Genomic DNA, 15730 nt, shown 5'->3' with positions numbered 1-15730 from the left:
ATTTACTAAAATTATTAAATTAAGCCTTATTTAAATAATGAGTTACGCTCATAGCAGCAACCGCACCTTCTCCAACAGCATTAGCAACCTGACGAACCGGTTTTAATATAGAATCTCCGCAGGCAAATACTCCAGGAATATTAGTTTCCATTGTAGACATGTCTGTAACTATATGTCCTGTATCTTTTAATTCTAATCCTGTGTCTTTTAAGAAATGAGTTGCAGGCTCCTGACCTACGAAAACAAATACACCGTCTACAGTCTGATCATGTATAGAACCGTCTACTACATTTTTTATTTTTATATTATTAACTTTGCCGTCTCCGCAAATCTCATCTATCACAGAATCAAGTACATATTCTACTTTTCCAGTGTCTGTTAAATGCTTAACATTTATAGGTTCAGCTCTGAATTCTTTTCTTCTGTGAACTAAATATATTTTATTAACAAATCTTGTAAGGAAATAAGCCTCATCAAAAGCACTGTTTCCTCCTCCGACTACAGCAACAGTTTTATTTCTGTAAAAGGCACCGTCGCAAGTAGCACAATATGAAACTCCTTTTCCTCCAAATGTATCTTCGCCTTTTGTTCCTAATTTTTTAGCGAATCCGCCCATAGCAAGTATTATAGTCTTTGTTTCATAAGTTTTGCCGTCAGCAGTAATAACTTTCTTCACTTCATCTTTAATATTTTCTACTTTTATAACTTCATCATAAACTATTTCATTTTTAGAGAATTTTTCAGCATGCTGCTGCATTCTTGCTACAAGCTCAAATGCACTCATTTCTTCAGGAAAACCTAAATAATTCTCAACCGAATCAGTGCTCATCATCTGACCGCCAATACCTTTCTTTTCTATCAAAATAGAATTTGTTAAAGCTCTTCCTAAATAAAGCATAGCAGAAAGACCTGCAGGACCTCCGCCTATTATGATGCTATCATATACAGACATATATAAACACTCCTTTTATTATTAGTAATAATTATTATATAATATATATTTTAATAGTCAAGTTAGATATATAAACATTTTAATTACCTAAAATGTTTTTTTACATAAGCTATTATTTCGCTTGCATTTGCAATTTCCCTAGAAGAATTTCCAACTCTTATATAAAATTTTTCTTCTTTAGCACCTTGTTTATTTGTTATTTTAGTATATACAGGTTCTCTTCCTTTTCTTATATAAACAATACATATATCTTTGCCATTATGATCCACAAAATCAATTCTTATTCCCTCAGCAGAAAAAGCATTGCCATAATATGTTTCTATAAGTGTTCTTAAATGCAGTTCAAAAAAATCTCTATTAGGCTGTCTTAATGTAGAATAATCATGTTCAAGTCCTATTATTTTCCCATCATTAGCAATTCCTATAAACAATCTTCCGCCTTCAGTATTACTGAATGCCGCAATAGATTTCATAATAACTTCTTCTAAAGCCTTATTTATTTTTTTTGTATTACTGTCATATCTTAATGTGGATTTAAACTCTACATTAGTATTTTCGCCTTCTTCTATTATTTTTGTTATATTCATATGATTTCTTTTTAATTCTTCTATCATTCTAATATAATGTATTGCCAGCATCACTATTATAACTACAGTAATAATTACAAATACAACCAAAAATAATATTATAGGTATTTGTATTTTACTGATTAAAGCTTTTTCCGGAATGATGATTCCTATTTTTATATTATTATTGGCAACTGAGAAAGTACCTTTATATCCCCAATAATTATTATCCTTATATGAAACTTTTATCATATCTTCATTAGTTCCATTAAATTCATCAATCATAATATCAGCTATTACACTATAATCCAAATTATCTTTCATTTCATTTGTAGCAGAATATGATATAGGAAAAGTAATTTTGCTGTTTCCTGTTATAAGATAAGCATACATGTCATCAATATCTCTAAGCTCTACATCATTAAAATTTACATTAAACTGAGAAATATATTCAAAAGCTATATTTTTATTAGCTATATATATTAAATGTATATATGGCTTACCGTCTTTTATATAGAAAGAATCAATACTAAGCTGTTCAAAAGGAACAGATGAATATTGATTGCTGCTGCTGTTCGTTACAATATGTCCGACGACTTTATATCCGTTTCCTTCTTTAGTAATAGACATATAATTATTACCTACCTGCATTGCTGCTTCTTCTATAAAAGTATGCTTTGGAAAGAAATTAGTTATTAAGATTTTATATGCCTCAGGAGCCTGATTAACTATATCAAATATAGGCGTCATCTGCATGGAAAAATAGTATGTGGGATAAAATATTTTAGAATATTCTTCTACTATTGAAGTTTTCACATCTTGAAAAAGTGATTTAAAAATAAATTTTATAGGTATAGGGCTTCTAATCTGCATATAAACCAAAATGATTATAAACAAGAACAAAATGGAAATAACCACATCCCTCAATATTCTATTTCTTAGTTCAGATTTAGAAAAAAATCTGCCAGATACAATCTTCATACCATATCCATCAATACCTATTATTATATATAATAATATAACATATATACAAATATTATCAACATATTTTATTTACATAAATAATAGCAGATAATATATGTATAATATGTAATATATTATAAAACTATAAATTTAATGAATTCAAAAATTCTAATTTTCTTTCACTCTGCTCATTATCCCCTCCCTCATGTCCATTAAAAGTATAAACATTAATAGACTTTTCTCCAGCATAATTATTATAAGCAGCAAACACAGTAGAAGGAGGACATATAATATCCATAAGACCAACTGAAAATAAAGCCTTAACTTTAGACCTTTTAGCAAAGAAACTTCCATCAAAATATGATAAAGTTTCAAAAGCAGTTTTTTCATGCATTCTATTAGTTTTGCAGAATCTTGCTATTTCATTATAAGGCAAAGTATCTGTAATTGTTGAGGCTCTTTTATAATCGCATAAGAAAGGAACATCTATCATAGCAGCTTCAATTTTTTCTTTTTTAAGTGCCGAAAGTCCTAAAAGTGCAAGTGATATACCTCCGCCCTGACTAGTACCATTTACAGCAATTTTACCTGTAAGAGAATGCTCTTTTGCAGCCTCAACGGATTTAAATGCATCTATAAAAACTCTTTTATAAAAATAATCTTTTTTGTCTAATATTCCCATAGTGAGAAATCCGTCAGCATGGGGAGTTGAACCTACAGGATCAGGAGTTGTTGCTCCGTTTCCTCCTTCTGCTCCCTGCCCTCTTACCTCCATTACGAATACACTGTATCCTGCTGAAGGAAAAAGTAAATGTTTATTAGGATAATCTCTTCCGCCGCCGTATCCGGGATAGCACATTATACAAGTTAATTTCTCATTATTTTCTCTTGCATATTTAGGTGCTATATACCAACCATTTATTTTATGAGCTGCATAACCTTTGAATGATACATTCCATACATCAAACAATTTTAAATGCGTATCTACTAAAGTATATTCAGTATCTGTTTTATGATTATTTTCATTTAAAGTATCAATCCAAAATTCATCAAAATCTTTAGGCTCTTCGCCGCTTCCCTTATACTTATAAAGTTCTTCTAAACTTAAATCAAAAAAAGCCATATAAAACCTCTATAATCAAATTAAATATATATGCTCTATAGTATATATATATTTTTTGTAATTTAAAGTATGTATATTAAAAATTATCATTAGTTACTATGAATAATTCACCCTGAGAAGTTACAATATAAGCCTCTTTATATTTAAAAGCCTCATTTGTAAAGAAATTAGTACCCATCAAAAATGCTGTTGTTGATAGAGCATCAGCTTCTTCAGCATTTGTATGAACTATAGTGGCAGATATACTGTTATAAGTGGGATATCCTATTTCTGCATCTATTATATGATGATAATTAGTGCCGTCCTGAGTAAAATACCTCTCATAATCTCCGCTTGTTACTATTGTACAATTTGTAGTTTCTAAAAGACCTAAATATCCGTCAGCATCATTTCTTGGATTTCTAATTGCTATTACCCAAGGCTTACCTCTGCTATTAACTCCGTTTGCATAGGTATCTCCTCCATAATCTATTAAATAATTCTTTATATTATATTCTGCAAATATATTTTTTAATTTCTCTATTATATAACCTTTACCATAAGATCCAAAATCAAATGTTAATGGTTTTGATAATTTTAATATATTTTTATTTTCATCATTTGTAATTATACTCACAGCTGAATAATCTATATTAGCTAAAGCATTATCTATATCCTGTTTTAAAGGTACTGTCTGATTTTCTTTTACTCCAAATCCCCATAACTCTATTAAAGGTCTTACACTTATATCAAAAGATGGATTTAATCTTGAATACCTTAATCCTGTTGTAAATATATGTGCCATTTCATCTGAAATTTCTATTTCAGTTTTTCCTGATAAACTTTCTTTATTTATTATTCCTATTTCGCTTGAAGTATTATACGGATTTAGTATATTATCAATTCTATTTATCTCATTTCTAATACTCTCTATAAGTTTATCCATATTCTTATCAGAAGTCTCTGCTGTTATATTAAGTATAGTATCGCTTATTACTACAGTAGCTGTTATATATTTATTCCTTGACATATAAAATGAAATGGATACTATTAATGCTACTGCTATTATTGGTATAGAAAAATAAATCTTTTTTTTCATGTTTTAATCTCTCAGAATCAAATTATACATATTTATTTATAAACCATTAATAAAAAATAATTGTAAAAGTAAACAATATTTACTATAACACAATTTATCTTTATGTAATCAGCAGATAAGTATAATATGTATTATAAATATATTGATATCACCATATTTTGTAAAAAAAATGTAAAACTAGAGTAAATTCCATTGACATAAATCGTTTTTCTGCTATACTTATAATTGTAAAGATAATTTACAGGAGATTATTGAAAAATACAATCAAATTAAGGAGATTCATTATGACAAAAAAATTATTAGCTTTATTAATATCATTAACTCTTATTTCAACTTCAAGCCTTTTTGCTGATTGGGTAGTACCAGTTTCATCATTACCTCAAAAAGCAAGAACATTCATAAGAAGAGTTTATCCTAATGCTCAGATATGGAAAGTTGAAAGAGATGACGGTAAATTTGAAGTTAAGCTGTCCAATGGAGCTTCTATAGATTTTATGCCTAATGGTAATTGGCTTAATATAGATGGAGAATATAACGGAGTACCTATGAGTGTATTACCTCAGGCTGTAGCTAATACTGTTAGAAGAACTTATCCTCAAGCTAGAATGATAGATGTTGAAAAAGAATGGGGTAACTACAAAATAAAACTTAATAATATGATGGAATTATATATAGCTGCTAATGGTCAATTAATGGGTCAGCAATGGGACGATTAAACATAAATTAAGGTTTATGAAATTTTAGAGAGATGCTGTTTAAGGCATCTCTCTTTTTTTATGCTTAAATTTTTATATATATTTAAATATTATTAATACACTCTCACCATAAGTTTTTATATCATACTTTATAATATTTGATACTATATTTTTAAAATCCTCATTTTCTAAGAACTTTTTATAATAATCCGCCCCAAACTCTGCAGCTAAAATTCCATTATCATTTAACATATTTCTTCTTATTATATTATTTATAACATCAAAATATATTTTTGAATGATAAGGCGGATCCAAATATATAACATCAAATTTATCATCAGTTTTTTTCACATAATCTTCAGCTGATAGTCTTTTTATTTTATATGTATTATCATCATTATCGAATATAGTTTTAGCATTAGAAAATATAGTTTTTACAGCCTCTCTGTCTATTTCTATAAAAGTTACAAACCTAGCATTTCTGCTTAAAGCCTCAAAACCCATAGCACCGCTTCCGGAGCATAAATCCAAAAAAGTTTTATTTTCTATATCAATAATATTAAAAAAAGCCTCTTTAACCTTACCCTGTGTAGGTCTGAAATCTCTTTTAGGGGTTACGATTTTTCTTCCCTTTTTATTTCCTGATATTATATGCATAAATTAATTACTGCCTAATAATAATATATTTATTTATAAAGAACCCTGATTTGTGCAAATGCTGAGCTAACATTTAAATAAAGTATTTTATCAGAGCTTCCCATAATAAAATTAGTCTCTCCAAAACTTACACTGTCGCCTGTAGGAAGTGAAACAGATCCAAAAGCACTTGATGCCTTTATATGAACCTGCACTTTATCACTTATTAAAACAACAGTATCAGAAAAAAATGTATTAATATCTATAGTTCTGTTTCTGTCTATTTCTAATTCAGATAAATCTATACTATCTGTCTTAAAATATACATTATATTTAGTTTTATTATTTTTAGGTATGCTGTCTCTTAAATAATGCATTCCAAACAATATATAAACACCTAAAAATATTATTATCATACCTATAACCATTCTAAATATTGGCGTATATAATATAAAAGGCATATTAATATTAAAACAGTATCTTATAAGTATATATATTCCAGCACATATAACAAAAAGTCCCAAAAGTATTTTAGATGCATAGAAACCTCTGCCAATAAGTATAGCACAGCCCCAAACCATTATTAAAATAGATACTATTATAGTAAACACCGGAGTATATGCAAGTGCAGGAATATAGATATGAAAAACATACTGAAGTAAAATATAAGCCCCTATCAGTATTACAATGCTTCCTATAAAAAATCTGGAGAATATAAATTTCATAAATTAAAACCTAAAATATTTTTATTTATATAGTAACTAATATTAATAAAAAAACAAGTGTTTTATAAAAATATTTAATATTATGTTAAAGTAATCATATATAATATTAAGACCATTTATAAAAGAGTTTAAAATATTTAAGAGAAATTTACTACATTATTATTAATAATTTTATAGTAATAAATTAAATAGAAAAAGTCTAGCTGTAATATTACTCATAATAATAACTACTATATATATTCTGAAAAAACAAAAATGATTTTTTTAGAAAAAAAGCACAAAAAAACCAGCCTAGATGGCTAGTTTATTAACGAGGTATAAAAAATATAATATGGAAAAATTCTTTCAAATATGAATAGCAGTAAGATTTAAGTCGGACAATCTCCGAATAAAGGAGGTGATCCAGCCACACCTTCCGGTACGGCTGCCTTGTTACGACTTCACCCTCATCATCAGTCCCACCTTCGGCGCCGCCCCCCTTGCGGTTAGGCTAACGACTTCAGGTAAAACCAACTCCGATGGCGTGACGGGCGGTGTGTACAATCCCCGGGAACGTATTCACCGTAGCGTTCTGATCTACGATTACTAGTGATTCCAACTTCATGGAGTCGAGTTTCAGACTCCAATCCGAACTGAGGCAACTTTTTTGAGTTTTGCTCCACCTCGCGGTCTCGCTTCTCTTTGTACTTGCCATTGTAGCACGTGTGTAGCCCTGGACATAAGGGCCATGAGGACTTGACATCATCCCCACCTTCCTCCTACTTGAACGTAGGCAGTCCCCTAAGAGTGCCCGACATTACTCGGTAGCAACAAAGGGTGAGGGTTGCGCTCGTTGCGGGACTTAACCCAACATCTCACGACACGAGCTGACGACAGGCATGCAGCACCTATGTAAAATCTCCTTGCGGTCTGACTTATCTCTAAATCATTAATCTTACAATTCAAACCCAGGTAAGGTTTTTCGCGTATCATCGAATTAAACCACATGCTCCACCACTTGTGCGGGGACCCGTCAATTTCTTTGAGTTTCACCCTTGCGGGCATACTCCTCAGGCGGTACACTTAAGACGTTAGCTACGGCACTCCTATTTAAATAGAAGCACCTAGTGTACAACGTTTACGGCTAGGACTACCAGGGTATCTAAGCCTGTTTGCTCCCCTAGCTTTCGTGATTCAGCGTCGATAAATGCCCAGATGACTGCCTTCGCTATAGGTGTTCCTCTCGATATCTGCGCATTCCACCGCTACACCGAGAATTCCATCATCCCCTACAATATCCAAGACTCACAGTATCCGAGGCGTTTCCGAAGTTGAGCTTCGGTCTTTCACCTTAGACTTATAAGTCCGCCTACTCACCCTTTACGCCCAGTAAATCCGAGCAACGTTTGCCTCCTACGTATTACCGCGGCTGCTGGCACGTAGTTAGCCGAGGCTTACATTATCTACTGTCACTCATTCTTCGATAATTTCCGAGGTTTACAACCCGAAGGCCTTCATCCCTCACGCGATGTCGCTCCATCAGACTTTCGTCCATTGTGGAAGATTCTCAGCTGCTGCCTCCCGTAGGAGTCTGGGCCGTATCTCAGTCCCAATGTGGCCGGTCACCCTCTCAGGTCGGCTACCTATCGTAGCTTTGGTAGGCCGTTACCCCACCAACAGGCTAATAGGCCGCAGGCTCATCGTAAAGCGGATTGCTCCTTTCCTCTACTCTACTTGTGTAGCAAGAGTATATGCGGTATTAGTCCATGTTTCCATGGGTTATCCCCCACTCTACGGCAGATTACCTACGTGTTACTCACCAGTTCGCCGCTAACTTATCCAGTTGCCCGAATAAGCCCGCTCGACTTGCATGCTTAAGACGCATCGCCAACGTTCGCTCTGAGCCAGAATCAAACTCTCCATACTCACTTTTGTGAATCTGAAATGATTCTTTATTTTACTATTCTACTGAATAGTGATTTACTTACTTAAAGAAATGTTACAATTTGTAACTATTGGGTCATAGAACTTATACAAGTTCTTTACACCAGTTGTGTTTTTCTTAAATTGCTTCTGCTATCCATATTTCAAAGAACTTTTATTTTTGTTTGTATCAGTCGATGTTTTGTTTTTTTGTTTCTCATCAACTGTTTTATTATTATAGCATACAGCTAAAAAAACACAATACTAAACAAAGTGGTTTTTAATGTTTTTTAATCTTTTTTTAGAAAAATACTACTTTTATAATACATATAATACTTATTTCTCAGAAATGAAAATATATTTTGACTTTTTTGGAAAAAACAAGGCTCGAAAAAGACTAAAAAACTTGAAATTTCTAGAATTTTTAGACTATTTTTGGAAAACTTATACTAAAAAATTCAAAATTCAGCAAATTTCAAGTCTGTTATTTTTAAAAAAACTTATAAAATCTTAAAAATTTATAGATTTTTTATATACATTTTAAAAAATCATTATGAAAAACATAAAAATAAAATTAATAAAAACAAATCCGATAAAAAATCCCAAATTATAGAAAACAGTGTTAGGAAAATAGATAAACAAAATATTTTTTAAAACTTGATTTTATATTAATTTAGATATATTATATACATATTGGAGTAGAATTTTGGAAAACATTTTAGATATAATTAATAAAGCACAATTAAAAACAATAGATAAAGACACATTTTTATCAATAGCATCAATGTGTTCTTTTATTCCAAAATCTATAACAGAAAATAATACTTGGAAAAAATTACCTTTATCCGCTAAAGAAGTATATAGAACTTTAGTTGCTAATTATGATTATGAACTTGGTATAGCTAAAACAACTCATTCTCAAATATTGAATGAAGCAGGTATAGGAGGAAATGCTACTATAGTTAAATCATTAGATGTTTTGGAAGAAAAGGGATTTATTACTAGAGTAGAATCTAAGGCCAAAAGTCATCATTATCTTATGCCTTATCAGGAAAAATTTTATGCTGCTGTATGTAATTCTGAAGCTAGAGATTTTTCTATACTCTATACTATAAACAAAAAAGTTAAAAAAGATACTCAAATTAAACAGGTTACTAATAAACTTTTCTTTAAAGTTTGTTATAATTTAAGTTGTTTAGGTATTGATGAACCTCAGAAATTAATAGATAAGTATTCTTCTGATGGAAATCAGCTTAGAATAATTCTATCTATGTGTAATTATATTTATATAGCTAAAGAAAAGAACCTGAATAAAGATATAAATTTAAATAAATATCTTATAGATTCATTAAAAAGAGGAAATATAACTGAAAACATATTTGATGAAAAAACAATGAATACTATAAAAAACATATTAATAAATAGAAAACAAAATATAACAGAGTGAAAAATATGGCAACAAGAAAAACTACAACAAACAAAAAAGAAGAAGAAGTTAAGGAAGTAAAAAAGACTTCAGCTAAAAAAACTTCTAACAAGAAAGAAGATACTGTAAAGAAAACTGCAGCTAAAAAAACTGCTGAAAAAGCTGAAAAGAAAGAAGATACTGTAAAGAAAACTACAGCTAAAAAAACTGCTGAAAAAGCTGAAAAGAAAGAAGATACTGTAAAGAAAACTGCAGCTAAAAAAACTGCTGAAAAAGTTGAAAAAAAAATATCTGAAAATGAAAAATCAGAAGAAATAAAAGAAAATAAACCTGAAATAAAAGCTTCAGATGCTATTCTTAAAAAAAATAATGATGATGAAAAAAAAGATTTTAAAGATATAATCAAAGAAGCAACATCTGAAATAAAAACTGCCGAAAGAAAAATAGTTCTTAAAACTTCAACTCCTGTTAGAAAAATAGAATCAATCAAAACCGAAAATACTGAAAATAAAACAGAAAGAGAATCAATAACTCTTCTTAAAGAAGCTATAAAAGCAAAATCTAAAAATGTATCAAGACCTGTTAGTGTAAAAAAGCGTATAGCCATAGTAGATGATGATAATTTAGATAATACTAAAAATAATACCGAAGAGATAAATACATCTAAACCTATTATAAGCAGTGTATTTGCAGCTCATAATATAAAAAATGAAAAAGCTCAAGAGGATACTGAATCAATCAATGAAAACATATCTTCCCAAGTAGTTCATGATAATAATTCTCCTGTTTACTCATTTGAAACACTTGAAAGTAAAAAAGATGAGGATAAAAAAACTGAAGAGAATGAAAAAATTGAAAATAATGAAATATCTGATAATAAAGATTATGATATTTCTGATACTAAAGAAGAAATAGAAAACACAGAAATTAAAGAAGAATCAGAATCAATATCATTAGAAGAAGATAAAAAACTTGATGAAATTGCTGAAGAGAAAACAGAGGCAGAAACTAATGAACCTGAAAAAATAGAAAATAATGTTGATAGTATTAAAGTAGAAGAAAAAGCAACATACAGTAAAAGCGATATATTTAAAAGACCTGTTGTTATACCTACTGAGGATGAGCATATTCAGAAATCTAAATTTAATCAGGAAGAAATTGATACTGCTATAAAAGATGCACCTACAATAAGTGAAAATAGCTCTGTAGAAAGTTATAAAGATTATTCTTCATCAAAAATAGATGAATTAAAAGAAACGATAAATGAAAAAATTCAGGAATTAAAAGATAAAGAAATAAAAATTATAGAAACAGAAGATGAATTAAAAAGCTCTTCTCTTCCTGAAATTGAAAAAAAACCGGTAGAACCTTATGTAGCTCCGGAGCATTCTATAGAAAATAATAAAAAATCAAATAAAATTGTACCTATAGTTGGGATTATAATTATAATATTAGGTTTATCATTCTTAGGTATTCAATTCTTCTCAGGAAAAAATAATGAAATTGATGATAACTTCTATGAAGAGGTTACAAATAATAATACATTAAATACAAATGATTTAGCAACAAATAATATTATATTAAGCACTAATAACACAGTAAATACTCAAACTAATGCAGTAAGACCGCAGACTAATACCGCAGTAAATACTCAAACTAATGCAGTAAGACCGCAGACTAATACCGCAGTAAATACTCAAACTAATGCAGTAAGACCGCAGACTAATACCGCAGTAAATACTCAGACTAATACAGTAAGACCGCAGACTAATAACACAGTAAATACTCAGACTAATGCAGTAAGACCGCAGACTAATACCGCAGTAAATACTCAAACTAATGCAGTAAGACCGCAGACTAATAACACAGTAAATACTCAGACTAATACAGTAAGACCGCAGACTAATACTGCAGCTCCTACTCCTCCGAAAGAACCTGAAATAACTCCGCCTACTCCTCCGGCACCTCCGCCTAATCCGCCAGCTGCAAATACTAATGCATCTGCTAATAATACTCAGGCAAATAATAATGCATTAGCATACAAAACAGATACTTATAAAACAAAGTGGACTGATACGCTATCATCAATAGCCACCTCCGAGCTTGGAGACAGCAGAAGATGGCCTTCAATAGCGGTGCTTAATCAAAATATTATAAATAATAATCCTGACAGTATAGTTTTTAATATAGATATTAGGATCCCCTATGGGGGTAAAAAAAAAATTGAAGATATGAATGATTCAGAAAAAAGAGCTTTATATAATGATTACATAAAGGTTTCTGAAATGTACTTAAAAATGGGTAAACAAAATCTAGCCAATACAATAAAAACTCAAGCCAATTCCATATTAAAATAATCCAATACAGCAAAAATCAATAAAATGAAAAAATCAAGTAAATTAAACAAAAATAATAAAAATGCAATATTAACATTTTCATGTACAGGATGCGGTATATGCTGCCGTGAAAAAGGATATGTGTTTTTCAATGATGATGATATAAAAAGAGCTTCTAAATTATTAGAAATATCTCCATTAGTTTTTATTAACAAATACTTAGAATATGAAGAAGGATATGGTTATTATATAAAAGTAACAGACGATAAACCTTGTACATTTTTAGATGAAAATAATAGATGTACTATTAATAGTGCCAAACCTAATCAATGTTCTACTTTTCCATATTGGAAAGAATATATGGATAAAAATGGTAATTTAATAGCAGGAAAATTCAAAAGAGCCTGTCCGGGTGTTAAAATAAAAAAATAATTTTTTATATTTCTTTTTTTCAAAAATAATATATAATATAATGTGAAAAATATTATATAATTTTTTGTTTGAGGTAATTTTTTATAATGAATGATTTGATAGAAAAATATGATATTCTAACAGTAAAAGATATAAAAACCATAAAAGATCAGTTAGTCGCTCATAATATACCATTATTCAGATTAGATAAGGAAAAGAAACTTATAGTATTTCCTACAGAACAATTAAGTTTAATAATCGATAATGAAAAATACAGCAATATAAAAATATACATACCCAAAAATTTTTCTATGTTTATAGAAGAATTCAAATCTATTACTCAAACAAATAATTCAAATAATACTTCAGATAACTCTGCTCCTTATGTATTTAGAACACCTAAAGAGTCAGAAAAAGAGATGGGTAAAAGAATATCCGAAATCTCTAAAATGACTTATAAAGAAAAAGTTAACACTATAAAAAATTATGATGATAAATTAAAAGAAATTTCAGTAGATAAAGAAACAGGAATCAATAAAAATACAGCTCAGGAAATAGTAAATGTTGGAAATGATGTAGGACTTATAGCTAAAGTTACGATGTTTGAAAGTATTCAAAAGATTAAAGGAGAAGAAATCACTCAGGAACAGGCTAAAATAGAAAATCAGGAAATAACTGAAACTACTACAAATTTGGTTACTACTATAGTTGATATGCTTGCTGCAAATACAGAAACACAGAAAGTGTTTGATGAACTTAGAAATTACTCTGACGGAGGTGTTATGTCTCATTCTAACAGAGTATTTATATCTTATGTAAATTTTATGGTATTCTACAATAATTTAATAAACAGAAGACATTTAGTACATAAAATAAGAACTTCATATACTAATAAATATAAAAAATTTTATGAACAAGTTGAAGCTGTATTCAATAAAGAAGGAATACATAAAAACTTAGCAACTGTTGAAGATTGTATAGATAAAGGTATTAAAATTATAGAAGAAAAAGATATGAACCTTTATTCTGTCGGTGCTTTGCTTCATGATATAGGTAAAGTTAAAGATTTAGACTATTTTGAAGGAGCAAATGGAAGAGATTATGAAAGAATAAAAAAACACCTATTTAACAGCTATGCTTTAGTTAGTCAAACTTCTGAATATCCGCTTGAGGTTATACTTACAGTAGCTTTACACCATGAATATTACGGATTAGGATACGGACCTTATGAACATTTACATGCTTTAAAATTAAAAAAATATCCTAATTTCCAAATACAAAGAATCATGACTTATGATGCTAAAGCTATAGATGAATGCGAGGCTTTTGCTTATTTCCCTGCTAAAATGCTTGAAATCATAGATGTATACGATGCTTTAATAGATCCTGCCAGAAAATATAGGGGCGGAAAAACATTCACACCTGAAGAAGCTCTTAATATTATGAGAGAAGATTTTGTAGAAAAACATGTAAAATTGGATCCTATACTATATGATGTATTTGTGGAGTTTTTAAGCAATTCTATAGAACAAGACTTAATGGCATGCAAATTAATATAACAATAACATCATACTTGCCCCACAAACTTAACTCTGTTTTTTAATAAGTGCTATTAGTTCCCTGCAATTCTTCTAAAGCATCAATGCCATTTTTGAATGCACTGAATATTTCCTGCCAATTACTTGTTGTTAATATAGATATACCTATATCTTCATAATCTTCTTCACCAAATTGATTTATAAAATTAAATCTTATATTTGATATAGATTTACTAGTAAAACTCTCAAATTCACTATCCTGATTAAATTTGTATCTTACTTCAACATCATAATAATTAATATCACCCATTAAATATGGATTATATATAACCTTTTGTATATTAGTTAATTGAATTGTACTTCCATCATCAAATGTGAATATGATAGGAGTGCCATTATTAACATGTAAGCTGCTAGGATATTTATATCTGAATTCTAATGTTAAAGTTCTTCCTGCTCTTTTATAAAATCTGAATCTATTATCTCTCAAATATTTGTATGTTTCCTTCCAAGATGTGTATATATTCATTTTAGAAGTTAATTTATCTCTTTCTGTAAAAAATAATCTGCTTTTTAAAGCATTAGTAGAATTATCATCTCTATCATTCTGAGAATAAGCTAAAGAGTAACTTAGTAATATAATAAAAAATGAAATTAATAATATATATCTATTCATTTTAATTTCCTTAAGTAATTTATACTATTAATAAATACGGAATTTAAAACTTAAAATTAAACATATATAGGTATTTTTTTATAAAATTTTATTGACAATAGAATTATAATTATTAGAATGATATAACATTTTATAACAATAATCAAACTTTGGAGATAAAAATGGAAAGCATAATAATAATATCAATCATAATTATAATATCTATAATCTCTGTAATAAACTATATAAAAAAGATGAAATCAGGCAGCTGCTGTTCATCAGAGAATACATCTCAAATTATGGAAAAAGTTAAAGTAAAAGATAAAAATAAAAAAAACTACCCATATAAAAAAATAATTAAAATAGGAGGAATGACTTGTAATCATTGTGCAAAAATTATAGAAAATAATTTTAACAAGATCGAAGATGTATATGCAAAAGTAAGTTTTGATAATGAAGAAGCCGCAATATTAACTAAAAAACAATTAGATAATAGAGTATTTGAAGAAGCTCTAAAAGAATCAGGATATAGATATTATATAAAAGATTAAAAAACAAATATGATATTGGGGGCGGGTGGGCGGGCAGAATAAATCAAAAAAGAAAAGTATAATATTTTTTTAAATAAAAAATAAAATATTATTTATATTGCTGTATATAATTTTTTATTTGCATAAATTTTATTTAAATTTTTAATTAATAAAAATCATGCATTTAAACTTTT

At 29.0% G+C, this 15730-nt stretch carries 13 protein-coding genes and 1 rRNA gene; 6 read left to right on the top strand and 8 right to left on the bottom strand.

The annotated features are described in order from the left end of the window. Positions 1–19 precede the first annotated feature (19 nt). The 4 genes from trxB to BFL38_RS11165 form a co-directional block, all read right to left on the bottom strand. Positions 20–952 carry a thioredoxin-disulfide reductase gene (trxB, locus tag BFL38_RS11180; protein ID WP_069727116.1) on the bottom strand — a complete coding sequence of 311 codons (933 nt, stop codon included), beginning with the start codon at positions 950–952 and terminating at the stop codon, positions 20–22. An 83-nt stretch (positions 953–1035) separates the two neighbouring features. Beyond that, a complete protein-coding gene (locus BFL38_RS11175) occupies positions 1036–2499 on the bottom strand; it encodes an AlbA family DNA-binding domain-containing protein (protein ID WP_069727115.1) in 1464 nt (487 codons plus the stop codon). A 124-nt stretch (positions 2500–2623) separates the two neighbouring features. After that, positions 2624–3604, bottom strand: a complete 981-nt coding sequence (locus BFL38_RS11170; protein WP_069727114.1) for an acetylxylan esterase — start codon at positions 3602–3604, stop codon at positions 2624–2626. A 76-nt stretch (positions 3605–3680) separates the two neighbouring features. Next, complete coding sequence (locus BFL38_RS11165; protein WP_069727113.1) at positions 3681–4682, bottom strand: FAD:protein FMN transferase; 1002 nt, start codon at positions 4680–4682, stop codon at positions 3681–3683. Positions 4683–4966: 284 nt separating this feature from the next. Between BFL38_RS11165 and BFL38_RS11160 the strand changes: the two genes are divergently transcribed. Further along, entirely contained in the window at positions 4967–5398 is a 432-nt protein-coding gene (locus BFL38_RS11160) for a PepSY-like domain-containing protein (protein WP_069727112.1), read from the top strand. Between the two features lie 72 nt (positions 5399–5470). On the opposite strand, the gene rsmD is transcribed toward BFL38_RS11160, so the two are convergent. The 3 genes from rsmD to BFL38_RS11145 form a co-directional block, all read right to left on the bottom strand. Further along, on the bottom strand, positions 5471–6034 hold the full coding sequence (rsmD, locus tag BFL38_RS11155) for a 16S rRNA (guanine(966)-N(2))-methyltransferase RsmD (protein ID WP_069727111.1): 564 nt from the start codon (positions 6032–6034) through the stop codon (positions 5471–5473). 29 nt (positions 6035–6063) lie between these two features. Beyond that, a complete protein-coding gene (locus tag BFL38_RS11150; protein ID WP_069727110.1) occupies positions 6064–6738 on the bottom strand; it encodes a hypothetical protein in 675 nt (224 codons plus the stop codon). A gap of 390 nt (positions 6739–7128) precedes the next feature. Continuing rightward, positions 7129–8643 (bottom strand): 16S ribosomal RNA (locus BFL38_RS11145). A gap of 703 nt (positions 8644–9346) precedes the next feature. Between BFL38_RS11145 and BFL38_RS11135 the strand changes: the two genes are divergently transcribed. The 4 genes from BFL38_RS11135 to BFL38_RS11120 all read left to right on the top strand — a co-directional run bounded on the left by BFL38_RS11135 (position 9347) and on the right by BFL38_RS11120 (position 14372). Beyond that, entirely contained in the window at positions 9347–10087 is a 741-nt protein-coding gene (locus BFL38_RS11135; protein WP_069727108.1) for a hypothetical protein, read from the top strand. A 5-nt stretch (positions 10088–10092) separates the two neighbouring features. Continuing rightward, on the top strand, positions 10093–12423 hold the full coding sequence (locus tag BFL38_RS11130; protein ID WP_069727107.1) for a LysM peptidoglycan-binding domain-containing protein: 2331 nt from the start codon (positions 10093–10095) through the stop codon (positions 12421–12423). A 24-nt stretch (positions 12424–12447) separates the two neighbouring features. Then, positions 12448–12834 carry a YkgJ family cysteine cluster protein gene (locus tag BFL38_RS11125; protein WP_069727106.1) on the top strand — a complete coding sequence of 129 codons (387 nt, stop codon included), beginning with the start codon at positions 12448–12450 and terminating at the stop codon, positions 12832–12834. 86 nt (positions 12835–12920) lie between these two features. After that, positions 12921–14372: an HD-GYP domain-containing protein gene (locus tag BFL38_RS11120; RefSeq protein ID WP_069727105.1), complete on the top strand. Its 1452-nt coding sequence runs from the start codon at positions 12921–12923 to the stop codon at positions 14370–14372. Between the two features lie 40 nt (positions 14373–14412). Here the strand turns inward: BFL38_RS11120 and BFL38_RS11115 are convergent, their stop codons facing one another. Then, positions 14413–15027, bottom strand: a complete 615-nt coding sequence (locus tag BFL38_RS11115; RefSeq protein WP_069727104.1) for a hypothetical protein — start codon at positions 15025–15027, stop codon at positions 14413–14415. A gap of 161 nt (positions 15028–15188) precedes the next feature. Here BFL38_RS11115 and BFL38_RS11110 point away from each other — a divergent pair, with 161 nt between their 5' ends. Then, entirely contained in the window at positions 15189–15557 is a 369-nt protein-coding gene (locus BFL38_RS11110) for a heavy-metal-associated domain-containing protein (protein ID WP_069727103.1), read from the top strand. Positions 15558–15730 lie beyond the last annotated feature (173 nt).

The organism is Brachyspira hampsonii (genome assembly GCF_001746205.1).
In the GTDB taxonomy this organism is placed as follows: Bacteria; Spirochaetota; Brachyspiria; order Brachyspirales; family Brachyspiraceae; genus Brachyspira; species Brachyspira hampsonii_B.
Note: the sequence above shows the minus strand (reverse complement) of the source record. Positions and strands in the feature narration are given on the sequence as shown.